The following is a 22,688-nucleotide window of genomic DNA, read 5'->3' on the forward strand; positions in this document are numbered from 1 at the left end:
ATCATCTCATCACCTCTGTTCGACTATTCCCGTTTTAATCAGGACTAGTCGTATAAAAACAAAAAAGAGAACGTCCCGAATGGACGTTCCCTTCTATTTAAGACGTCAAGCGTTGACAATTCGCACAACGTCCATAGATTTCAAATTTATGATCTTCGACTTCAAAACCAGTCTCTTGAGCGGGTGAAATCCACTCCATCGGGCAGACATTCAACGTCTCCGTCTTGCCACAGATTCGGCATATCAAATGATGATGGTGATGACCGGAAGCACAGGCAGCCCGATATTTCATCTCACCGTCTAATTCCGTCACTTCTAATAAGTCGATTTCCGAAAAATCATTCAAGTTTCGATAAATCGTATCATAACTTAACGAAGGATGAGACGTCCGGAGAGCTTCTGCCACTTCCCGCGCACTGACATACCGATTCACTTCAAACAGATACGATAGCAAATCCAGACGTTTCGGTGTTATTTTAAACCCAGAAGCCTTCATTCGTTCACGCGCTTGTTCGATGTTCGTCTTCATGTGTTTTACCTCCTATCCAAAAACGTTCTAATAGCATGACGATGATCAGTTCGAGCACGGCAAGTAGGACAATCATTCCGCCGGGTGCTAAATCAAACTGATAAGCCAGGATGAGTCCAAGTACTGTTGCAATCTCACCGAAGATGATAGCTAAAAAGATCGTCGTCTTAAAACTTTTTGCAATTCGAAGTGCTGCCGCAACCGGCAACGTGATTAAGCTCGAGACAAGTAAAATCCCGACGATTCGCATACTAATCGCGATCACAAGCGCAACGACGATCATAAAGAGAATGTGAACTAAACGAAGTCGGATTCCCGAGACACGTGCTTGTTCCTCGTCAAATGAGAGGAACAACAATTCCTTATAAAAGGCAAAGACGAAGATGACGACCACGACCGTCACGATAAGAATCGTGTACACATCCGTTAAGGCAACAGCCGAAACCGTTCCAAATAAGAAGGAGACGAGATCCATTGAAAAGCCGTTCGCAAGACTAATGAATGTCGCACCGAGCCCCATCCCTGTTGCCATGATGATCGGAATCGCGAGTTCTTGAAAATGCTTATATTTAGCGCGCAACCAATCAATCGTCAGTGCCGCGATGACCGACGTCACGATTCCTAAGTACAGTGGATTTAAGTCCGCTAATTGCGCGACCATACCAGAAATCAAGAGACTGAGTGCAATCCCAGCTAACGTGACGTGCGAAAGTGCATCTGCGATCAGGCTCATCCGCCGGACGACGACGAACGAGCCAATCAATGGGGCCGTGAATCCAATTAAAATGGCAGCTACTAAAGCATACTGTAAAAATTTTAACGTCATGAATGCTTCGATCATTGGACACTCTTCCCTTCGTGAACGAGGACACGTCCCGGAACTGGATAGAGGGAGCGGATCGTCTGTTCATCTAGTTCCCAATACTCTTTAATGCCACAGTTACAACCTAAACGTCCATCGACCAAATGAATGACATCCGTGACGAGTTTGCTGACGAAATGGATATCATGTGTCACAAGGACGAACGTTCGCCGTTTATCTCGACGCAGTTCTTCAAGAATTTCATAAAATTCTTTCACGTATCGCTGATCGACACCAACAGTTGGTTCATCTAAAATCATTAAGTCTGGATCGTTGACGAGCGCACGCGCGATGAAGACGCGTTGTTGTTGACCGCCGGACAAGTCGCCGACTTTTGAATCACGGCGTTCCCACATTCCGACTGTTTCAAGGGCAGTCCGTACTTTGTCTCGATCATCGCGTGACAAACGACGAAAAAGTCCTTTTTTAGCATACAACCCCATCTCGACGACTTCTGCGACAGTTACCGGGAAACCCGAGTTAAACGAAGCTGCTTTTTGCGAGACATAGCTGATTCGCCACCATTCATTGAATTGCGATTGGGGTTGTCCGAATAAGCGAATCGTTCCTTTCGGTTGCAATAAACCTAAGATACATTTGATCAGCGTCGATTTCCCAGATCCATTTTCCCCGACGATTGCTAAGAATTGTCCTTGTTGAACCTGAAACGAAACTTGATTCAATACCCGGCGATCTGGATAATCATAGCTGACTTGATCAATCTCGATGATTGGTGTTTCCATTTATTTTCACTCCTTCCGTTTTCGTAAAACGGAATAGTTACGTCTTAATCAACTGTCTTATTATAGCGTTCGCTAATTATTGGTGCAACTCTAGCAACTTCCTATCCTCCTTTGAAAATAATCAAGGTACAATAAAGACAGAAACTAGCTGTTTCCGGCTTGTTCAGGAAGGGAAATCTTTTAATGCACGCATCGCAGAGAGGAGTCGAGGTCACTTGAAACAAGAACTTGCAGTTATCGATATCGGTTCCAACTCAATTCGTTATGTCATCTTCCATCCGATCGCTTCTGGTCGTTACATCGAGAAGATTAACATTAAAGTCGTCGCGCGTTTATCTGCTCATATCAATAAAGACGGAGCACTTGACGACGCAGGCATCTCGTTACTCGAAGAAACGTTACATCGATTTTACGAAGTCGGTGTCACCCATGAGGTCGAGGAGACGATTTGTGTCGCGACCGCTGCTATTCGTAATGCGACGAATCGAGAAGCAATTGTTAAATCCGTTACTGAAAACACACCTTTTTCCATTCAGGTTCTAACAGACGAACAAGAAGCATACTATGGTTATTTTGCTATCATCAATTCGACCTTCCTGACAGATGGGTTTTCTGTCGACATCGGCGGTGGTTCCATGGAAGTCACCTTGATCGAAAATCGCGAGATGGTAGCGTATCATAGCTTTCCATTTGGCGCCGTCACATTGACACGGCAATTCGTTTCCGACGAGACACTTAGTGCAAGTGATAAGAAGAAGTTGGTGAAATTCTTACGGGAACAATTCGAATCGATACCATGGCTAAGTGATAAAAAGCTTCCTTTAATCGGTGTCGGTGGTTCTGCCCGAAACTTCGTTCGTATCCATCAATCCAATCAGGATTATCCGCTTCGGAGCGTTCATCAATATCAAATCAAGGCGAAGGAACTCGCGAAGATGGTCGATGATCTGGAAGGGAAATCAGCGAAACAGCTATCGAAAATCGAAGGGTTATCAAAGGATCGAATCGATATTTTCCTGCCGGCATTGATTGCGATCCAAGGGTTAGCTCAACACATCGAAGCGGAAGAATTCATCATGAGCAATCTCGGTCTTCGTGAAGGTCTTGTTTACGAGTTCGACGTGCAGGACGAAGCATACCGCCGGATTGAAAACGTACGTGAGCAGAGCCTCTATCAGCTTGAAAGTGATTATAAGGTCAATCGTGATCGTGCGTCGTATATCGGAACACTTGCTAAATCGATGTACCGTCAACTCGTCACGTTAGACCTGGTATCAGAACGAGCGTCCGATTTACGCCTCCTCGATTCCGCAAGTCGTTTGTTTTATTGCGGTCAATACATTAATCCGGACACGCGATCAGACCAGACGTTTTATTTGTTGACGAACACCGAAATGAATGGCATGACGCATAAGGATCGCGTTGCACTCTCCCTTGTCAGCTCCTATTCTTCAGCGAAACGGATGCAACAATTAGCAAAGCCGTTCAAAGAATGGTTCACGGAAGAATCACTGGACCGCTTCGACTTACTCGGTTCTTTACTCAAGTTAAGCCATGCCCTCGACGTGACGGAACGAAAAGCTGTCGATCATTTGGAACTGTTCCTTAAAAAGGACCAACTCCAATTCGTCCTCGATACAGGCGATCACGATTATGGATTTGAAGTCGAAAAAGCCGAAAAACAAAAGAAACACCTGGAACGAATCATTGATTGTACGATTACCTTCGAAACGAAAGGAGATCTTCCTTCATGAAGCTCGACATACCGGAACATTTCAATAATCGTGAGCTCAGCTGGCTCCAGTTCAACGAACGTGTACTGGGTGAAGCTTTTGACACACGCAATCCATTAATGGAACGTTTTAAGTTTCTCGGTATCTTTAGTTCCAATTTAGACGAGTTCTATATGGTAAGGGTCGGTGGCTTAAAGGATGAAGTGCTCGCTGGGTTCAATAAACCGGAAAATAAACAACAGATGACACCTAAACAACAGTTACGTGCGATCGCGTTGAAAACAAAAGAGTTAGTCGATCGGCAATACGAAGCATTTCAAGCAATCAATCAGACGTTATCAGATGAAGGCATTACATTCTTAAAATACGACGCCCTGACTTCAGAACAAACGACCTATGTAAAATCCTTTTTCCGTGAACAAGTCTTTCCGGTACTCACGCCTGTTGCTGTCGATGCCTATCGTCCGTTCCCGATGTTGTCTTCAAAATCACTTAACATCGCAACGGTTCTTGAAGCAGAAGACGGGACGAAACGAAATTTGGCACTCGTACAAGTACCTGCTGTTTTACCGCGATTCGTCGATTTACCGGTAGAAGATGACGAGACGACGGCTGTCATTTTACTCGAAGACGTCATCATCGCCTTCATTGACAGTTTATTTAAAGGCTATCGCGTGTTGTCTGCCATGCCATTTCGGATCACCCGGAATGCCGACCTTCCGTTTCACGAAGAAGGGACACACGATTTATTGAAGTTAATCGAAAAGGAATTAAAAAAACGGCGTTGGGGGGTAGCAATTCGACTTGAAGTCCAAAAAGCTGCCATCAATACTGAACTACTCAACATGCTACGTGATGTACTTGATTTGCAGGAACGCGATATCTTTGCTGTAGATGGTCCGATTGATTTGACGTTCTCCTTCGCCTTCTACAGTCAAATCGGTGTTGAATATGATCATTTGATCTATCAGACGATCATGCCGGTCGACCCACCCGCACTCGATAGTTCAAAAAATCTGTTCAATCAATTACTGGAACGCGACTATCTCTTGCATCATCCGTATCATACGTTTGATCCTATCGTCCGGTTCATCGTCCAAGCGGCTAATGATCCGAACGTCCTTGCCATCAAACAAACCCTTTACCGCGTATCTGGTGACTCACCGATCATTAAAGCCTTAAAAACAGCAGCCGAGAACGGGAAACAGGTCACTGTCCTCGTCGAACTCAAAGCTCGATTCGATGAGGCAAAGAACATCGAGTGGGCAAAGCAGCTAGAAAAAGCCGGCGCTCATGTCATCTACGGATATAGTGATTTAAAGACACACTCGAAGATCACGCTCGTCGTCCGACTCCACGAAGGAAAGATTCAGCGTTTCGTCCATCTTGGTACCGGCAACTATAATGATTCGACGGCGAAACTATACACGGATGTCGGATTATTGACGGCTCGAGAAGAAATCGCCGAAGATGCGACAAACTTCTTTAACTGGTTGTCCGGATACGGGGAACAACCCGAATGGAACGTCATCCAAACTTCACCGAACGCGATGCTTGAGAAGTTCCTGTCATTGATTGATGAAGAAATCCATCATCATCAAAAACACGGAAACGGTCGAATCGTCGCCAAGATGAATAGTTTAACGGAGAAAGACATCATCTTACGTCTCTATAAGGCATCGCGCGCCGGTGTACAAGTCGAACTTATCGTTCGTGGCGTCTGTTGTCTGCGTCCTGGCATTCCAGGTGTTTCGGAGAACATTCGCGTCATCTCGATCGTTGATCGTTATTTGGAACATTCACGCATCTTCTACTTCCATCACAACGGGCAGGATTTGATGTATGGGTCAAGTGCTGACTGGATGACACGCAACATGCGAAAACGGATTGAAATCTTGTTCCCGATTATGGACGAAGAACATAAACAATATCTAAAGGATTGTCTCGCCCTCGCCCTTGCTGATAATGTCAAAGCGCGTGAGCAGACAGCCGCTGGATCCTATTATTACGTTAAAGACGGAAAACAGAGCTGCGAATCACAGTTGCTGATTCTAGATTATACGAGCGGCAAATTAAAACAAAAACCAATTTTTACAGCTCCATTGAAACAAAAGTGGATCACAATCGAAAAGAAGGATGACAAAGTCATTCTTGATCAAAATGCCACCTGACATTTAAGATATACTTTACTTCAAATGCTGATTACAGCAGAAAGGACGAAATGTATGCTTCAGCAAATCTTGTTATCCCTTCTCGCAGGCGTCATCTGCGGAGTCGTGTTCACCGCATTGAAATTACCAATCCCTGCTCCACCCGTTTTCCCAGCCGTCGTCGGGATCTTTGGTGTCTTCCTTGGGATGAAAATCTATCTGTTTTTAGTAGAACGCTTTTTCTAATCTAAATGAAAACAGTTCTCTTTACTGCCAGCGCAGATAGAGAACTGTTTTTTTGATTCTTTTAAGGTTTTAATGATTGGATGATCAGTCATACGAGCTCTGCTTGAATAGAAAAAGCTTTTACTCACTCTCTTCCGTCGCCGCCGCCGTATCCATAGCATGCAACATCCGTTGATGTAACCACCGGTGACATGTCGGACACACCGTCTGGTATCCTTCTGATGTCAAATGCCATTCGAGTAACGACTGCCTAGACTCCTCACAATGAACACATTGACGCGCAATTTGTTCTAGATGATTTCGCTCCTTGAAGCGCTCGATTCGACGTTGTTTAGATTGTTCGAGTGTCAGCACATCGGTTTCGAAATACCCATACTGCCATGAATCAAGCAGACGTGTGCGAAACGCGCTTTCGACTGGTCCGGTTTTAAGACTAAGTTGATCGAGTGGTCGTCCAAGTAACGGATGTCGTAAATCCACACTGATGAGATCAAGACATACATAAGATCCTTCCGAATCGTCAGCAACGGTCAACCAAAACGGATCCTCTGGACGTGTCGTATACTCCGTGAACAAGACTTCTGCATACGCAATGATTCCATCAGACGTCGCAAGAAATACTTCTTCTCCCTCTGCCAGATCTGCCGGCAAATAAAACGGTTCCTTTGTTTCATAATAGTGGACAACAGCTTGTCGTATCGCAAAATTAGTCTCATCGACGACGAGTATATGACACATCACTGACACCCCTTTATGAGTTATTCGACCGGTGCTCCTAGAATCGGTAGACGCCAGTCTGCATCAAATGCACCCGAACGTAACATATCGATTTCTTGTTTATACGGTGCTACTTTTTTCTTTGGATCGAGACCAATGTAAGGTGTCTCTAGAATTTTGGGTAAATGAGCCAGGGCAGGATGATGCACGACACGGTGTAAGGCATCAAATCCAATCTCACCAAAACCAATATTTTCGTGACGGTCTTTCCGCGCACCGCGGACATTTTTCGAGTCATTCACATGGATGACACCAAGACGATCCAGTCCGACGATTCGGTCGAATTGTTCGAGAACACCATCTAGGTCGTGCACGATATCGTATCCCGCATCATGCACGTGGCATGTATCAAGACAGACGGACAGACGATCATGATGTGTGACGCCTTCGATGATCTGAGCAAGTTCCTCGAAGGTTTTTCCGATTTCCGATCCTTTTCCAGCCATCGTCTCAAGCGCAATCTTCACCTGTTCTTCGCCTGTCAATACTTCATTGAGTCCTTCAACGATCCGTTTGATTCCAACCTCTTCCCCAGCACCTACATGCGCACCTGGATGCAATACGATGTGTCGTGCTTTCTCTAGAGCTTCTGCTCGTTTGATCTCAGCTCCTAAAAACGAAACCGCGAGTTCGAATGTCTCGGGTTTTGTCGTATTCCCCAGGTTGATGATATACGGTGCGTGTACGACGATTTCTTCAATTCCATTCGCACTCATATGTTGCAACGCTTCCGGAATTCGTAACTCTTCCATCGGCTTACGGCGTGTATTTTGAGGTGCTCCTGTATAGACCATCATCGTCGTTGCACCATAAGACGCTGCTTCCTCACTGGCACCTAACAGCATTTTTTTCCCCGAAACGGAGACGTGTGAACCTATTTTCATGTTGTTTTCCACCTTTCTCTTTTTACAGTGTACCAAATCTTGAAAACGACAAGACACCCGAAAAATGTTTTTTCATTTCACGGGTGTCATCAATGGAGTTATTTTGATTTGCGGGCGTTTTCTTTACGTTGCGCGCGACCGACACCACGTTGTTCTTTGATGCGTTCACGTTTTGCTGTTTCTTTCAGCTTATATTGATGTTTCTTCTTATAACCTGGTTTAACACGTTTTTTCGCTTTTGCTGCTTCACCCGAAAGGCGACTATGCGCTGTCTTCGAGACGGCAGTCTTCATGTGCGGCTTCGCACGGCGACGTTCTTTGACTTCGACGATTTGACTACCTTTGACATCGACGTTCGTAAATTGAATGCCACGGTCCTCTAAGCGATTGATCATACCGTTCTCGTGATCTTCAAACAGCGTGTACGCCAATCCATCTTGATCGACACGACCTGTCCGACCGACACGGTGAACGTAGAAGTCCAAGTCTTTCGGAATACCGTGGTTGATGACGTGTGAGACACCTGAAATATCGATTCCACGTGCAGCAAGATCCGTCACGATGACATACTGGTACTTCGCATCGTTGATTTCCTTGATCGCTTGTTTCCGGCGACGAGCCGGGAGATCACCGTGAAGAGAACCAACATTAAGTCCTGCTTCTAGGAACAAAGCTTCGACTTCGATTGCTTCTGCTTTTGTGTTCGTAAAGATCAGACAGATATAAGGGTTCAACGCTTTCGCGACTTTTAGCGTCAACTCTGAGCGCTCACGGTGCTTGACTGGAATCGTATGGTGAACGATTTTCTTCGCTGTCTGCTGTTTCGGATCCACATGGGCGTAACGCGGGTTGTTCATGTATTTTTTCAAAAACGGTTGCAATTTCTCAGGAATCGTTGCTGAGAAGACCATCATCTGAAGCTGTTCTGGAAGAGCTTGAGCAATCCGGTCAACTTCTGGCAAGAACCCCATATCGAGCATTTGATCCGCTTCATCGATGACGTAGTGCTTCACGAAATGCGGCTTCAATGCTTGTTCCTTGAATAAATCTAAAATACGTCCCGGTGTTCCGATGACGATTTGTGGCGAGACTTTAACACGACCAATTTGACGTTCGCGATCCATCCCACCTGTAATGAGACTCGTTTTGATGAAGTCAGGTTCTTTCACGAGTAACGATTTTAGTTCTTCATGGATTTGCCAAGCAAGTTCACGCGTCGGAGCAACGATGATCGCCTGTAATTCTTGAAGCTTCGGATCGACGTTTTGAACGATTGGAAGAAGGAACGATAACGTTTTTCCTGTTCCTGTTTGTGATTGACCGATGATATCGCGCCCCTTTACTGCAGCTGGGATGATCCGCGACTGAATGTCGGTCGGTTTTGTGATGCGGGCGTCATCGAGTGCTTCGATGACGAACGGGTGTAATTGATAATGGCTGAATCCATTCATGAATTGACACCGTCCTTTCCTTATTTGCTGAGGCATCTGCCTCTCGATTAGTTCAACATGGTTATGGGTCTACTACCGTCATACAGATAGGAGTACGTATAAAAACGATTTGGAATCTTTTTGTTTTTCGTATGAAGCTTCAATGCACTGAAGGCGACTTTCATCATCTCATCAGCACTCTGGACGACCGTCGCATCCATCGATTTCATGTCAACAGCTTCTAATATAGCACGATTCCCGTCTATGCCGACAATTATTTTTCCTTTGATACCTGCTTTTTTCAATGCTTCGAGGACACCAAGCGCGATATCGTCATTATGACAATAGACGGCATCAAACGGAATTCCTGACTCAATCACCTGCGTCATAACCTTTTCTGAAGTGATGGGGTCGTAATCCCCATTCACGGATTCGACAATCTGAAGTTCCGGCTCACGCTCAAGACCAGTCAAAAATCCTCGGTGTCGTTCATTCGTTGTATTGACGTTTGCTGTCCCTGCGACTTCAATGATATTGGCGGTAGCTCGTCCCGTCTGCTTGATACGTTCGTGTTTAATGAATGATGCAAGTTGTTCCCCAATCAATTGATTATTTGAAGTGATTGAACTGACGACTGCATCGGAACGAATCAATCGATCGATGGCAAAAACCGGAATCCCGGCACGAGCCGCTTCTTCTAATGTATTAGCGATATAGACGTCATCTAGTGTCGTCACGAAGATCGCATCGACTTTCATCCGAATGAACTCTTGAATCTGCTCCCGTTCATTGATGCGTGAGTTATGGGAAGTCGTGACGACCGCTTCGTATTTATTGATTTTTGCCTGCGTTTTAAACGCATCTACGAGCCGTTGTGCGAACTCATGCTTATCATTCACGATCGTAAATCCAACGAGATGACGTCGTGGACTAGGATCTGGATTGACGAACAAGTTGGAAATGAACAGAACGGATGAAACCCAGACAATCAGGACGAATAACCAGGCCTTATTGAATTTCATTCCATTTGCTCCTTTCGTGGCAAGTGAACTTGAATCGTCGTACCGACGCCCGGCTTACTATCAAAGATCATTTTCCCTTTATGATCACGGACGATTTGTTTCGACATGAAGATCCCAAGTCCATTTCCGTCGACTTTCGATGTTTTGAATGCTTGACCGACATGTTCGATTTGATCTCCGTCCATACCGATTCCGTTATCCTGAACAATGAATACGACCTCTTCTGGATAGACATGGACATGCAGATGACATATGCCGTCCGGTCCTTTAAACGCAACAGCTTGTAGGGCATTTCGGACACAGTTTGCTAAAATTTGTAAGATTCCCTCTTCTGACGCATAAATCTTCGGCATAAAGGATGGTGTATAAATCTTGCAGTCCGCCTCGTAATGATGCGCTTCAGCTTCGAGGATATATGTCAATTTCTTCATTAAATCATTCATATCAATCGTTGTTTTTTGAAGCGCATTGTTCTCACCTTTTGACAGATCGAGCATCGTTTGAATCATACCATTCGCCCGATCGAGTTCTGATAAAGCAAGAACGAGCATTTCTGCATTACGATCTTTTTCCGTCGCTAACAACTGTAAGGTCATCTTAACAGGCGTCAATGGATTACGGATTTCGTGTGCGATTCCTGCTGCTAATTGACCGAGCGATGCTAATTTTTCTTGATGTAACATCGTTTGTTGCTGACTCAATTGCTCAAGACGCGCATTTTCCATCCGTTGTGCATACTCGTTATAGGCGGCAACGAGTGTCTTGACCTCATTAGATCCCGCTCGCTCAAGAACGATCGGTTTGGGTGAGGTGCTTTTCTCGATCTTATTTACAAGTTCAAGCATCGGCGCGGTCAACTGCTTCGACATCAAATAGCCGACAATTAGACTGAGGACAAGCGTTAAAGCCGCGATGATCAAATATTGTTGTCGTGTCGTATAGACCGGTTCATAAAAAACATTTCGAGGCGTTCGAACGAGTATTTTCCAATCCGTCACTTTCAAATCTTTCGCAAAGTAATACATATCTTGATTCGTACTAAAAATCTCGGAAGGTTCTAGCGATTTAAAAGCACGGTCAACCACACTTCTCGATAATACGCGCTCTTCATCTGTCACGAGATTACTGGATGTGGCTAACAATTGTTTTTTACTATTGAAGAGGTAAGCAATGGTCTGATCGTCGAACGATTCAAGTGAATTTCGAAAAACAATCGAATTCATGACGCTTAATCCACCACCAAAGACTCCGACACGCTCATTGCCGTCTCGAATCGGGACGAACATGTACGTGACAGCATCTGACTCCATCGTATATAGCTTGCTCATATGAAAATCCGTACTCGTCAACGTTTGCACAAAATCATCGTCTTTTAGGATGGTACTATTCTCCACTCGACGATCATCGCTTGAGAACCAGGTGATTTGTTTCGTCTTTCGGTCAAAATAAAAGAGACTTTTAAACCCTGTATCAATGTCTAACAATTTAGACTCCTCAATTTTCCGACTCAACTTTTTAGGGTTTTTGACATTCAACTGCAAGCTCATGATTTCTTCATGCAAATTCCCGACATTGTCGCGAATCGCATTCCCAGAGACTTCAACACTTTTTTCACTCTGTTTTTCTGTTTGTTGTTCGACTCGGGAAATCGTGACCCGGTCTGCAGTGAAGGCAAGCGCTGAAATGACAAGACAAATCAGGATGAATAAGACGGCGGTGATTTGGAAAAAATACGACCGCATCATTTTCTTTGACTCCATCCCTTCGCCTCCCTTTTGAATAATTGACAACTTCATTAGTATAGCATGTTCTGTGGCTGAAACAGACTCCTCTATTTTCATTCAGCTTCAATCAATGGTACACTCTAACTAATCATTCTTTTTCACAAAGGGAGAATCTACAACTATGCTAGTAAAAAAAATCAGCCCCCGCGGCTATTGTTACGGTGTCGTCGACGCAATGAAACTTGCACAACAAGCGGCATTGAATAAAGATTTGCCACGTCCGATCCATATTTTAGGGATGATCGTCCACAATGCTCACGTCACACGTGAGTTCGAAAACATGGGCGTCATCACTGTTGATGGTCCTGATCGCCTCGAAGCCTTAGAGACGATTCAAGAGGGAACGGTCATCTTTACAGCACACGGTATTTCACCTGCTGTTTATGCTCGTGCTGCAGAGAAGAACTTACACGTCGTCGATGCGACGTGTCCTGACGTAACGCGTACCCACGACTTGATTCGTCAAGTCGTCGCAGATGATTACGAAGTCATCTACGTCGGGAAACATGGGCATCCGGAGCCTGAAGGTGCCGTCGGCGTAGCGCCGGAACATGTTCACCTCATCGAAAAAGTCGAAGATATCGATGAACTTCCTCCTCAGCTTGCTCATAAAAAAATCATCGTCACGAACCAGACAACGATGAGTCAATGGGATGTCCAAGCTTTGATGGAACACGTTCGGAAAAAATATCCGCATGTGGAAGTACACAATGAAATCTGTAACGCAACACAAGTCCGACAAGAAGCGGTAGCAGATCAAGCAGGAGACTGTGATCTCGTCATCGTCGTCGGTGACCCACGTTCGAACAACTCGAACCGTTTGGCACAGGTATCCTTTGATATCGCAGGAACTCCTGCACATCGAATCGGCGATTTAACGGAGCTTGATTTATCATGGCTTGAAGGTGTACAGCAAGTCGGCGTCACATCAGGTGCATCGACGCCAACACCGATCACGAAAAAAGTCATCGACTTCTTACAACAATATGATCCTACTGATATTAGTACGCATGACAAGACACCATTCCTTGAACTAAGACGGATTTTGCCTAAAGTCAAAGTACTTTAATCCTAACAATCGATACAGCAAAACCGAGTCGCGATTATCATTCGCGACTCGGTTTTTTACTGCTCAAAAGATACCCTTAGCGTACTCGATTCGTTGCCTCACAAAAACTGAAACGGATTCGTATTCGCTGTTGAAATTAGTAGTTCAACGTCGATTTTTTTCTGATCGAATCGGCGCTTCAATTCGTTGACGACGCCTTCTTTCATGACCGACTCTACATGATGTCCGGGATCAACGACCGCTAGTCCAAGTGCCATCGCATCATGGGCGACATGAAAATAGAGATCACCCGTGACAAGGACATCGGCTCCGGCAAAAGCTGCTGTCGAGACATATTTATTCCCATCGCCACCGAGAACAGCGACTTTATTGATCTCCCGTGATTCGTCTCCAACGAAACGCAAGTTTTGAACACCAAACACCGTCCGAACGTGCTCTGCAAATGCTCGCAACGTCATGGGTTTCGGCAATCGACCTATCCGTCCGAGACCAAGTGGCGCTGCCGGACGTTCCTGCTTTATGAGATCATAGGCTACCTCTTCGTAAGGATGTGCCTGCTTCATCGCTCGAATGACTTGTTTCTGATCCAATTCCGTCACGATCGTCTCAATTCGGACTTCAGAAACCCGCTCGAGTTGATTCGCTTCACCGATATATGGCATAGCCTCAGGCGACGGTCGGAATTGCCCAGTTCCATTGACATGAAACTGGCAGTCACTATAATCCCCTTCTTGCCCGGCTCCTGCTTTTGCAAGTGCTGTCGAGACACGCTCTGCAGCTTCTGTTGGTACAAAAACGCTCAACTTGTAGCGCGTATTTTCAAATGTGGGGGCGAGAACTTCACATGACTCAAGACCGATTGCCTCTGCCATCCAATCATTGACCCCTCCTGGTGTCACATCAAGGTTCGTATGCGCAGCGTACACCGCAATATCGTGCTTGATACATTTTGTGACGATGCGTCCTGTTGCGGAACGATCCGTCACATTCGCTAACTTGCTAAAAATCGGTGGATGATGCGCGATGATGAGATCAACCTTTTTTTCAATCGCTTCATCAACGACAGACTCCAAGACATCAAGTGTCACGAGCACACGTTTTACGTCCTTGTTCAACGTTCCAATATGCAAACCGATCGGATCACCCTCGAGCGCGAATTTTTTCGGAGCGAATGCTTCAAACTGCTCAATGACATAATTCCCATTCGCCATCAGCTTGTCACCTCTTCCATCTTTTGAATCAATCGTTCGATCGCTATGATTTTTTCAGATAAGATTTCCGTAGTTTGTCCTTGCTTCATCTGCTCCAAAATATACTGACGTTTTTGTTTTTCCATTTGCCACTTTGCAATGAATTCTGGCGCTCGCTCTCGCATCAACTGAGGACCAAAGAAGAGTTCCCATTGTCGTGTTGTTTCATCTTCCGAATATAAGGTTTCTTCGCCACGTTCCGCGACAAGGATTTCATAAATCTTCCCATTCTCCTCGACGATGGCTTCTGACAATAAGGCATACGAATGTGCGAGTAACCAGTTTCGGACATCGACTGCATCGACATTCGGTTGTAGAATCAAACGTTCTTCTCCCGACAATCGATCTTTCCCTTCTTCAAGGATTGAGGCAATCAATGTTCCACCCATTCCCGCGATCGTGATCGCTGTCGCTTCTCCCGGTTTCAATACCGATAGACCACTCCCGAGACGGACATCAATTTGGGACTCGAGTCCTACAAGTGCCACCTGTCCTTTTGCGGCTTCCATCGGTCCTTCATTCACTTCCCCCGCGATGGCGCGTTCGATTTTATTTTGTTGGATACAAAAACACGGTACGAATGCATGATCCGAACCAATATCTGCAAGAATGGCTCCTTGTGGAATATACGAAACGACTTTTTGGAGTCGTTGATCCAATACGACGTTCATTTGCATCTTCTTCATCCTTCCTATTTTCCGAAAAACTCTCTTTTAAAATAGCGGATTTACAATAAAAAAGAAACCATCCGCCCATAAAAAAACATCCATCTCGTAACGAGATAGATGCTCTTGTTCTTATTTCTTAGCAGCTAACCATTTAGCTAGAACAGCTGCTTCTTCGTCATTCGCAAGACCGCCAGGCATTTGCCCTTTACCGTTCATTGCGATGTTCTTGATTTCATCTTCTTTCAGCTTCGCGCCGATCTTTGTTAAGTTCGGACCAACGCCGCCTTCTAAGTTTCCACCGTGACATCCTGTACATCCTTTAGATGCAAACAAGTCTTCTGGCTTCATTTCTGCAGTTGACGGCCCTTTGCGAGCTTCCTTCACCTGATCGACCCCAAAGTAAGACAATGAAATCATTGCGATGATGGCGATGACTGCGATCGCCGCAAACGGTACTAATGGATTACGCATTTGGATTCCCCCCATATTCTATACCCAACCAAGTTGGTGACTGAATGGTATTCCCCGTTACTATTCTACTGTAAAAAAAACAGGGAAGGAAGAAAAAAACGAAACTTTTTTCTCCCTTCCCACTAAAATTTCATATATTCTTCACACTTTGAATTAATCGAGGAAGTCTTTCAAGCGTTTTGAACGACTTGGATGACGAAGTTTCCGAAGTGCTTTTGCTTCGATTTGACGAATCCGCTCACGCGTGACGCCAAACACCTTGCCGACTTCTTCGAGTGTTCGAGTCCGACCATCATCAAGTCCGAAGCGAAGACGAAGGACGTTTTCTTCACGATCCGTGAGTGTATCTAACACATCTTCGAGTTGCTCTTTTAAGAGTTCATATGCAGCAGCATCCTGTGGTGCTGTCGCATCTTGATCCTCGATGAAATCACCGAGGTGTGAATCGTCTTCTTCCCCGATCGGTGTCTCAAGAGAAACCGGCTCTTGCGCAATTTTCAGGATTTCACGAACTTTTTCCGGCGTGATTTCCATCTCTTTCGAAATCTCTTCCGGTGAAGGTTCGCGTCCGAGATCTTGCAAAAGTTGACGTTGGACACGAATCAATTTATTGATCGTCTCAACCATATGAACCGGAATCCGGATCGTCCGTGCTTGGTCGGCAATCGCACGTGTGATCGCTTGACGAATCCACCACGTTGCATACGTCGAGAATTTATATCCCTTCGTATAGTCGAATTTCTCGACCGCCTTGATCAGACCCATGTTACCTTCTTGAATCAAATCAAGGAACAACATACCGCGTCCGACATACCGTTTAGCGATCGAAACGACGAGACGTAAATTTGCTTCCGCTAGACGTTTTTTCGCTTCCTCATCGTTTTGTTCGATTCGTTTCGCGAGTTCAACTTCGTCTTCTGCATTCAACAAATCCACGCGTCCGATTTCTTTTAGATACATCCGGACAGGGTCATTGATCTTAACGCCGGGTGGAACAGACAAATCGTTCAAATCCGCCTCTTCCTTTTCATCTCCTGTACCGTCATTGTTAACCTTGATACCTTCTGTTTCGAGCAACTGAAGGAATTCCTCGAATTGCTGAGCATCCATTGATTCGAACGAACTCAGTTTGTCTTCGATTTTCTGGTGCGACAATTCACCATTCTTATGTCCGAGCGCGATGAGTTCCTCTTTCGCGAGACGGAGTAATTCAGCTTCTGATCTTGCTTTTTCTGCCATCGAACCATACACTCCTTCCACATCATGCAGCAGGTCATCGATCTTTTAAACGACGCTTTCGTTCAATGATCGCCTGCATCAGTTCCGCTTGGGCACGGATATCTGTTTGTTGATTCAATCGTGATTTTTCTTCTTCGAGCAATCGACGTTGCTGTTCGTTCTGGACGGCACGAATGTAATGACTGAGTAAGTCAGGATCATATTCAGGCATCAGCATGAACTCTAGATCCACTACGATTCGTTGCAGGGAAGCATCATGGAGCATCGTCAAAAAACGATCGGAACTTCCTTGCGTACCTGTCCCATAAAATTCATATAACTTGCCGGCAATCAATTGATGTGCCGGATCATTGAATTGGACACCCAGCTGCTCACGCACTTCTAGACATACTTCTTCGGAACGGATCATGTAGGCAAGCAAGAAGCGTTCTGCCTTTTTCCAGTTCGCGAACGTTCGATCAGGAGGTGCTGTCGGTACAGCGGTCGGGCGATCGGAAACGATTTGTTCTCTTTTCGGCTGTTGAACGGTTGGACGCACTTGTGCGATCAAGGAATCTTTCGAGAGTTTAAATTCCTCAGAAAGTTTTCCTAAATAGATGTCCCGTAACAACGGATTGGATGTTCGACCAATCTCTTCAAGCATAGTTTCAATATATCGAACGCGTTCTCCTTCTAATCGCAAGTTTTTTCCTTGTCGAAAATAAAAAGATTTGAATTCAAGACTTGAAACCCGTTTTTGTTCGATCCAGTGTAAAAACGTCTCTTCTCCCTGGTTCCCAATAAAAGAGTCAGGGTCTTCGCCATCCGGTAAGCGGATGACGGAACAGTCGACGGCAACGGCCTCAAGCAACTGTAAGGCTTTTAGCGTCGCAGCGCGTCCTGCTTTGTCTCCGTCATAACAAACAATGACTTCATCGACGATGCGTGCCAGGTTTTGGGCATGAACAGGCGTTAACGCTGTTCCTAAAGAAGCTACCGTATAAGGTATACCCGCTTGAGCAACACGCACAACATCAAGATTTCCCTCAACAAGGACGACTTGTTTGATTTTACGCATCGCCCCTCGTGCTTGAGCAAATCCAAATAACAGTTCACTTTTATTGAACAAAGGGGTTTCCGCTGTATTAACATACTTTGGGTCACGACCGTCAATCGAACGACCACTAAATCCGACGATCGTGCCATCACGATCGGAAATAGGGAACACGACCCGACCGTTGAATCGATCTCGATAATCACCATCACGTCCGATTGAAATCAATCCCGCTTCGACCATCTCATCTAAATCAAACCCACGTCGTGCCAAGGAATCCACTGTAAAACGATCTTGATCCGGTGCATACCCGAGTCGAAACTCACGCATCGCCCCCTCGCGTATACCGCGATTTTCTAAATAGATTCTTCCGGCGTCGCCTGCTTCCGTTTGAATCAGCACCTCGTGATAGAGCTCGGTGACGATTCGATGCGCTTCGCGCATGCGGAACTTCTTTTCCTGTTCAGGCGTCGATTCCGACTGCTCGAATCGGTCTGGTTCTAGCTCTGGAAGTGTGACGTCGCTTCGATCGGCTAATTTCGAAACGGCTTCCTTGAAACTCATTCCTTCTGTTTCCATGACGAAAGTAATTGCATTTCCTCCTGCACCACATCCAAAACAGTAGTACATCCCTTTATCAGGAGAAACAGAAAAGGAAGGTGATTTCTCAGAATGAAACGGGCAAAGCCCTGAATATCGATTCCCTTGTTTTTTTAATTCTACACGTTCTGAAATCAATTCGACGATGTCCGTTGCTTGGCGGACCTGATCGACGATTTCATCAGGAATTCGCTTCATTCCGTCCTCTCCCCTTTCCTTGAGAACTTATCCTTACATGACCATACCCGCAATGAAACGGAACGATGACTCGTTCCGTTTCATTAGAAAAAGGGCATTATCTCATTTATCAGCTAAACAAGTATACTATGTTCCTGACTGCTTGACTAGTCATGCGCTTTCCCGGAAATTCCGGTCAAAATCAAATTCGCCGTCTCTTCGACTGCTTTATTCGTCACATCAATAATTTGGCATCCGATTCGTTCATATAAATTCCGTGCGTATTCAAGTTCCCGGTTGATTCGGTCCATCTGCGCATAGGCTGCTTCAGGTTTGAGTCCTAATGAACGCAATCGTTCCATTCGGATATCGATCAACTTTTCCGGTGAGATGAGTAGTCCAAAACATTTTTCTTTTGGAATATCGAATAGCTCTGCCGGTGGAATCGATTCGGGTACGAGTGGTACATTTGCTACTTTATATCGCTTTAAGGCTAAATACTGCGAGAGCGGCGTTTTAGATGTACGCGACACACCGATCAAAACGATATCGGCGCGTTTAATTCCTTTTGGATCACGTCCATCGTCATACTTAACAGCGAATTCGACCGCTTCGATTTTCCGGAAATATTCCTCATCTAAGCGATAGATTAATCCAGGTTCTTCCTTCGGTTGCATCTGCAAACGGTCTTCCATCGTGTCAAGCAATGGACCAAGTAGATCAATCGCCTTTACACCGTGGGCACGCGCTGTGTCTGCAAGCAAACGACGATGCGTCGCATGAACGATCGTAAAAGCGATCGTTGCTTGTTCTTCTTTTGCATGAAGAACCAAGTCATAAATGACTTGATCATCATCGACGAACGGAATGCGGACCGTTTCGATGGCTTGTTCCGGGAACTGAATAGCAGCTGCGCGGACGACGAGTTCACACGTCTCTCCGACAGAATCACTCACGACATAAATCCGTTGACGCATCAGGAGCCCCCCTTAAATTTCTTCATCACGTGCTAAAGCGACCAACACTTTCGTCATGTTCGTTTTCGTCATTCGACCGACGACTTTCAAGACCCCGTTCTCTTCTTCGACGACTGGCATCGAATCAATCTGTTTTTCGATCAGTTTCATGCCGGCACCAATTAACGTTTCCGATTTTTCACAGACTGTCAAATTTGGCATTCGTGTCATGATGATATTGACCGGTAACGAGTCTAATTCTTGATTACCGATTGCCGCACGTAGAAAATCCTTACGTGATAGCACACCGACCAACGCATGGTCCTTGCTGACGACAAACAGCGAACCGACATCTTCTAGGAATAAGTGGACGATTGCATCATACACAGTCATCCCTTCATGAATGACCTTTGCTGATGACATGAATTCGCCGACGGTCAAGGTGTCCAGTTTCTCATGAAGCATGGAAGCATTTTTCTTTCCGACATACATATAGCCGACACGTGGGCGCGCTTCTAACATGCCGGTCATCGTTAAAATCGACAAATCAGGTCGTAACGTCGCTCGTGTCAGGGAGAGCGCTGCAGCAATCTGCTCTCCCGTGATCGGACCATTCTCTTTGACGATTTGGAGTATCTTTTTTTGCCGTTCATTTAACTTCATCGGCTCATCCGTCCTTTTTCTTTACGCTAAAGTGAGTGCATTGAACCGAGCGACTGATTCGATTGCTTCTGCAAATCGTTTCATTTCGCTAAGACGGTTCGTACGGACCGTTTCGTCATCCGTCATGATCATCGTACCGTCAAAGTAGGCTGTGATCGATGGAACGGTTGCCTCAAGTGCCTCAAGTGCACGTGCATAGTCAAGTGACGCGATAGCTTGATCGACCTCTGGTAAGGCTTTCTCAATCGCCTCATGCAATTCGCGTTCCGCATCATTTTCAAAGAGCGCTGGATTAACAGTTGTGACACTTTCTGCTTTTTTCGAGATGTTCAAGACACGGCTTAATTGTTCGACCGTTTTCTTGAACGATTCTTTTTTCGTCGCCTCTTCGAGCATGGCAGCACGCTGTTCATTCGCTTCGACTGTCAACATATGGTCAAGAGCGGCTTCGACGACATCATGACGGAAGTCCATTTCCGATAGACGGTACTTCAAACGTTGCGCAAAGAAATCTTGTAATGCGGCTTGTACTTCTTCGGCATCCTTCGTATAAAGACCTGCTGCTACCTGTTCAGACACGACGAAGGCAATCAGTTCAGTCAATGTCAAGTTCAACTTACGATCCGATAAGATTTGCACAATTCCTTGTGCTTGACGACGCAATGCATACGGATCCGCTGATCCACTTGGAATCATGCCGACACCGAAGAATCCAGCGACGCTGTCCATCTTATCAAGGATCGCGTAGAGTGTCCCTGTCGGTGTCTCCGGACTTGCATCACCCGCGAAGCGTGGCATGTAATGTTCGCGAATCGCAGCAGCGACTTCCGGATCCTCGTTTTTCATGTTCGCATAACGTTCACCCATCAGACCTTGTAATTCCGTGAATTCATAGACCATCTGACTGACGAGGTCGAATTTATAAATCTGACCCGCGCGTTCGACACGTGTTTTGTCTGCGCCGACACGGTCAGCAAGTGCGAGTGCCATTTGACGTACACGACGGACTTTTTCACCTGTCGTTCCTAATTTTTCATGGAAGACGATTTTATCAAGACGTTTCGCCTGTTCATCAATGTCTGCTTTTTTATCTTCTTCATAGAAGAACTGAGCATCTGCTAAACGGGCACGAATGACTTTTTCGTTTCCGCGAGCAACGTTTTCAAGATGGGTTGCGTTCCCGTTTCGTACTGTCACGAAATAGTGGAGCAACGCACCGTCACGTTTGACTGGGAAGTACCGTTGATGTTCTTTCATCGTCGTGATCAAGACTTCTTCCGGCAACTCAAGATACGCTTCATCGAATGCACCGAACAAGGCTGTCGGATATTCGACGAGATTCGTGACTTCTTCAAGTAAAGACGCATCGATCGGTACTTCGAATTGTTCACGCGCCGCAAGCGCCGCGATTTGTTCTTCGATTAATTGACGACGAGCTTCATAACTGACGATGACGTGCTCTCCTGCGAGCGCTTCGACATAGGCATTCGGACGAAGAATCGTGATGTCTTGCCCAAGGAAGCGATGCCCACGAGACGTCCGACCTGTTTCGACGGATGCGACTTCAAACGGGATGACTTGATCGTCAAGAAGAGCAATTAACCAGCGAATCGGACGCATGTAGCGTAACGATTGTGTGCTCCAACGCATGTTTTTCGGGAACGTCATCGCTTCAACGACTTGTTTTAATCCAGGAAGTAGATCGGCTGTCGCTTGTCCAGTTTCCTTACGCGTCGCATAGAGGTATTCGACTCCCTTTTCTTCCCCAAGGAAGAGATCGTCCGTCGTGAGTCCTTTACCACGCGCGAATCCTTCTGCAGCTTTCGTCCAGTTCCCTGCTTCGTCCATCGCGATCCGTTTTGCGGGTCCTTTTAATGTCTCTTCGAGGTCGCTTTGACGTGCTGCGAGACCCTTGACATATACTGCAAGACGGCGTGGTGTCGAGAAGGATTCGACGNNTTGTGAACTCAATCCGTGCTTCTTCAAGGAAACGCGTCACGCGTTCCTTGAGTTGTGTTTCGGATTGAAGGACGAATCGAGCCGGCATTTCTTCTAAACCGATTTCAAGTAATAATTCATGCATGTGACTCACCTGCTTTCGACTTGATCAATGGGAAGCCAAGACGTTCCCGTTCTTCGATGAAACTTTGCGCACAACGGCGCGACATGTTCCGTACACGATGGATGAATCCTGTGCGTTCCGTGACGGAAATCGCCCCCTTCGCGTCGAGAAGGTTAAAGGTATGCGAACATTTCAAGATGTAATCATATGCTGGGAAAACGAGATTCTCATCCAAGGCACGATTCGCTTCTTTTTCATATTGATCGAATAATGTAAAGAGTAAAGCGACATCTGATGTTTCAAATGTATACTTCGAATGTTCGAATTCCGGTTGATAGAA

The 22,688-nt window shown here is 45.7% G+C and carries 20 protein-coding genes and 1 pseudogene; 4 read left to right on the forward strand and 17 right to left on the reverse strand.

Annotation, left to right across the window (positions count from 1 at the left end; translation table 11 throughout):
* Positions 1-97 precede the first annotated feature (97 nt).
* Genes B2751_RS05480 through B2751_RS05490 form a run of 3 tightly spaced genes read right to left on the reverse strand, consistent with a single transcriptional unit; the run spans position 98 to position 2,134 of the window.
* Positions 98-529 carry a Fur family transcriptional regulator gene (locus B2751_RS05480; protein WP_290748857.1) on the reverse strand — a complete coding sequence of 144 codons (432 nt, stop codon included), beginning with the start codon at positions 527-529 and terminating at the stop codon, positions 98-100.
* The gene (locus tag B2751_RS05485) at positions 501-1,370 is read right to left on the reverse strand and encodes a metal ABC transporter permease (RefSeq protein WP_035409182.1); all 870 of its coding nucleotides are present in this window, start codon (positions 1,368-1,370) and stop codon (positions 501-503) included. The genes B2751_RS05480 and B2751_RS05485 overlap by 29 nt, the downstream gene beginning before the upstream one ends.
* Positions 1,367-2,134 carry a metal ABC transporter ATP-binding protein gene (locus B2751_RS05490; RefSeq protein ID WP_035409184.1) on the reverse strand — a complete coding sequence of 256 codons (768 nt, stop codon included), beginning with the start codon at positions 2,132-2,134 and terminating at the stop codon, positions 1,367-1,369. The genes B2751_RS05485 and B2751_RS05490 overlap by 4 nt, the downstream gene beginning before the upstream one ends.
* A 215-nt stretch (positions 2,135-2,349) precedes the next feature.
* On the opposite strand from B2751_RS05490, the gene B2751_RS05495 reads away from it, so the two are divergent.
* Genes B2751_RS05495 through B2751_RS05505 form a run of 3 tightly spaced genes read left to right on the forward strand, consistent with a single transcriptional unit; the run spans position 2,350 to position 6,263 of the window.
* Positions 2,350-3,888, forward strand: coding sequence for a Ppx/GppA family phosphatase (locus tag B2751_RS05495; RefSeq protein ID WP_056060152.1), 1,539 nt, complete (start codon positions 2,350-2,352; stop codon positions 3,886-3,888).
* Positions 3,885-6,038 carry an RNA degradosome polyphosphate kinase gene (locus tag B2751_RS05500; RefSeq protein WP_290773411.1) on the forward strand — a complete coding sequence of 718 codons (2,154 nt, stop codon included), beginning with the start codon at positions 3,885-3,887 and terminating at the stop codon, positions 6,036-6,038. The genes B2751_RS05495 and B2751_RS05500 overlap by 4 nt, the downstream gene beginning before the upstream one ends.
* Before the next feature lie 54 nt (positions 6,039-6,092).
* Positions 6,093-6,263 (forward strand): XapX domain-containing protein, encoded by a 171-nt coding sequence (locus B2751_RS05505; protein WP_023467523.1) that lies wholly within the window; start codon positions 6,093-6,095, stop codon positions 6,261-6,263.
* A gap of 120 nt (positions 6,264-6,383) precedes the next feature.
* Here B2751_RS05505 and B2751_RS05510 read toward each other — a convergent pair whose 3' ends face one another.
* From B2751_RS05510 to B2751_RS05530, 5 genes are all read right to left on the reverse strand, one after another.
* Positions 6,384-7,001 (reverse strand): hypothetical protein, encoded by a 618-nt coding sequence (locus B2751_RS05510; RefSeq protein ID WP_056060149.1) that lies wholly within the window; start codon positions 6,999-7,001, stop codon positions 6,384-6,386.
* A gap of 20 nt (positions 7,002-7,021) precedes the next feature.
* Positions 7,022-7,924 carry a deoxyribonuclease IV gene (locus B2751_RS05515; RefSeq protein WP_035409192.1) on the reverse strand — a complete coding sequence of 301 codons (903 nt, stop codon included), beginning with the start codon at positions 7,922-7,924 and terminating at the stop codon, positions 7,022-7,024.
* Positions 7,925-8,022: 98 nt separating this feature from the next.
* Positions 8,023-9,375 (reverse strand): DEAD/DEAH box helicase, encoded by a 1,353-nt coding sequence (locus B2751_RS05520; protein ID WP_035409194.1) that lies wholly within the window; start codon positions 9,373-9,375, stop codon positions 8,023-8,025.
* Positions 9,376-9,422: 47 nt separating this feature from the next.
* Positions 9,423-10,376, reverse strand: coding sequence for a sugar ABC transporter substrate-binding protein (locus B2751_RS05525; protein ID WP_290773414.1), 954 nt, complete (start codon positions 10,374-10,376; stop codon positions 9,423-9,425).
* Positions 10,373-12,136 (reverse strand): two-component system sensor histidine kinase NtrB, encoded by a 1,764-nt coding sequence (locus B2751_RS05530; RefSeq protein WP_035409197.1) that lies wholly within the window; start codon positions 12,134-12,136, stop codon positions 10,373-10,375. Before B2751_RS05530 ends, B2751_RS05525 begins: the two co-directional genes overlap by 4 nt.
* A gap of 145 nt (positions 12,137-12,281) precedes the next feature.
* Between B2751_RS05530 and B2751_RS05535 the strand changes: the two genes are divergently transcribed.
* Positions 12,282-13,229, forward strand: a complete 948-nt coding sequence (locus tag B2751_RS05535; protein WP_035409199.1) for a 4-hydroxy-3-methylbut-2-enyl diphosphate reductase — start codon at positions 12,282-12,284, stop codon at positions 13,227-13,229.
* Positions 13,230-13,327: 98 nt separating this feature from the next.
* Here B2751_RS05535 and B2751_RS05540 read toward each other — a convergent pair whose 3' ends face one another.
* From B2751_RS05540 to B2751_RS05580, 9 genes and pseudogenes are all read right to left on the reverse strand, one after another.
* A complete protein-coding gene (locus tag B2751_RS05540; protein ID WP_290773417.1) occupies positions 13,328-14,440 on the reverse strand; it encodes a Nif3-like dinuclear metal center hexameric protein in 1,113 nt (370 codons plus the stop codon).
* Positions 14,440-15,156, reverse strand: a complete 717-nt coding sequence (locus B2751_RS05545) for a tRNA (adenine(22)-N(1))-methyltransferase (protein ID WP_056060136.1) — start codon at positions 15,154-15,156, stop codon at positions 14,440-14,442. Before B2751_RS05545 ends, B2751_RS05540 begins: the two co-directional genes overlap by 1 nt.
* A gap of 120 nt (positions 15,157-15,276) precedes the next feature.
* Entirely contained in the window at positions 15,277-15,618 is a 342-nt protein-coding gene (gene cccA, locus B2751_RS05550; protein ID WP_035409203.1) for a cytochrome c550, read from the reverse strand.
* Between the two features lie 153 nt (positions 15,619-15,771).
* Positions 15,772-16,857 (reverse strand): RNA polymerase sigma factor RpoD, encoded by a 1,086-nt coding sequence (gene rpoD / locus B2751_RS05555; protein ID WP_023467512.1) that lies wholly within the window; start codon positions 16,855-16,857, stop codon positions 15,772-15,774.
* Between the two features lie 34 nt (positions 16,858-16,891).
* Positions 16,892-18,688: a DNA primase gene (gene dnaG / locus B2751_RS05560; RefSeq protein ID WP_290748831.1), complete on the reverse strand. Its 1,797-nt coding sequence runs from the start codon at positions 18,686-18,688 to the stop codon at positions 16,892-16,894.
* A 146-nt stretch (positions 18,689-18,834) separates the two neighbouring features.
* Entirely contained in the window at positions 18,835-19,644 is an 810-nt protein-coding gene (locus tag B2751_RS05565; RefSeq protein WP_035409206.1) for a pyruvate, water dikinase regulatory protein, read from the reverse strand.
* A gap of 12 nt (positions 19,645-19,656) precedes the next feature.
* Entirely contained in the window at positions 19,657-20,286 is a 630-nt protein-coding gene (locus tag B2751_RS05570) for a helix-turn-helix transcriptional regulator (RefSeq protein ID WP_029341036.1), read from the reverse strand.
* A gap of 21 nt (positions 20,287-20,307) precedes the next feature.
* A pseudogene (gene glyS / locus B2751_RS05575) lies at positions 20,308-22,369 on the reverse strand (glycine--tRNA ligase subunit beta).
* Positions 22,362-22,688: glycine--tRNA ligase subunit alpha (locus tag B2751_RS05580; RefSeq protein ID WP_290773420.1), on the reverse strand; the 327-nt coding region annotated here is incomplete at its 5' end. The gene B2751_RS05580 and the pseudogene glyS, both read right to left, overlap by 8 nt.

It is taken from the genome of Exiguobacterium sp. UBA6282, from assembly GCF_002440475.1.
GTDB lineage: Bacteria > Bacillota > Bacilli > Exiguobacteriales > Exiguobacteriaceae > Exiguobacterium_A.

What these genes read in the sequence shown, in the direction of transcription:
- B2751_RS05480 (WP_290748857.1), bottom strand. Translation starts at nt 529, where the DNA reads ATGAAGACGAACATCGAACAAGCGCGTGAACGAATGAAGGCTTCTGGG.
- B2751_RS05485 (WP_035409182.1), bottom strand. Translation starts at nt 1,370, where the DNA reads ATGATCGAAGCATTCATGACGTTAAAATTTTTACAGTATGCTTTAGTA.
- B2751_RS05490 (WP_035409184.1), bottom strand. Translation starts at nt 2,134, where the DNA reads ATGGAAACACCAATCATCGAGATTGATCAAGTCAGCTATGATTATCCA.
- B2751_RS05500 (WP_290773411.1), top strand. Translation starts at nt 3,885, where the DNA reads ATGAAGCTCGACATACCGGAACATTTCAATAATCGTGAGCTCAGCTGG.
- B2751_RS05505 (WP_023467523.1), top strand. Translation starts at nt 6,093, where the DNA reads ATGCTTCAGCAAATCTTGTTATCCCTTCTCGCAGGCGTCATCTGCGGA.
- B2751_RS05510 (WP_056060149.1), bottom strand. Translation starts at nt 7,001, where the DNA reads ATGTGTCATATACTCGTCGTCGATGAGACTAATTTTGCGATACGACAA.
- B2751_RS05515 (WP_035409192.1), bottom strand. Translation starts at nt 7,924, where the DNA reads ATGAAAATAGGTTCACACGTCTCCGTTTCGGGGAAAAAAATGCTGTTA.
- B2751_RS05520 (WP_035409194.1), bottom strand. Translation starts at nt 9,375, where the DNA reads ATGAATGGATTCAGCCATTATCAATTACACCCGTTCGTCATCGAAGCA.
- B2751_RS05525 (WP_290773414.1), bottom strand. Translation starts at nt 10,376, where the DNA reads ATGAAATTCAATAAGGCCTGGTTATTCGTCCTGATTGTCTGGGTTTCA.
- B2751_RS05530 (WP_035409197.1), bottom strand. Translation starts at nt 12,136, where the DNA reads ATGGAGTCAAAGAAAATGATGCGGTCGTATTTTTTCCAAATCACCGCC.
- B2751_RS05535 (WP_035409199.1), top strand. Translation starts at nt 12,282, where the DNA reads ATGCTAGTAAAAAAAATCAGCCCCCGCGGCTATTGTTACGGTGTCGTC.
- B2751_RS05540 (WP_290773417.1), bottom strand. Translation starts at nt 14,440, where the DNA reads ATGGCGAATGGGAATTATGTCATTGAGCAGTTTGAAGCATTCGCTCCG.
- B2751_RS05545 (WP_056060136.1), bottom strand. Translation starts at nt 15,156, where the DNA reads ATGCAAATGAACGTCGTATTGGATCAACGACTCCAAAAAGTCGTTTCG.
- cccA (WP_035409203.1), bottom strand. Translation starts at nt 15,618, where the DNA reads ATGCGTAATCCATTAGTACCGTTTGCGGCGATCGCAGTCATCGCCATC.
- rpoD (WP_023467512.1), bottom strand. Translation starts at nt 16,857, where the DNA reads ATGGCAGAAAAAGCAAGATCAGAAGCTGAATTACTCCGTCTCGCGAAA.
- dnaG (WP_290748831.1), bottom strand. Translation starts at nt 18,688, where the DNA reads ATGAAGCGAATTCCTGATGAAATCGTCGATCAGGTCCGCCAAGCAACG.
- B2751_RS05565 (WP_035409206.1), bottom strand. Translation starts at nt 19,644, where the DNA reads ATGCGTCAACGGATTTATGTCGTGAGTGATTCTGTCGGAGAGACGTGT.
- B2751_RS05570 (WP_029341036.1), bottom strand. Translation starts at nt 20,286, where the DNA reads ATGAAGTTAAATGAACGGCAAAAAAAGATACTCCAAATCGTCAAAGAG.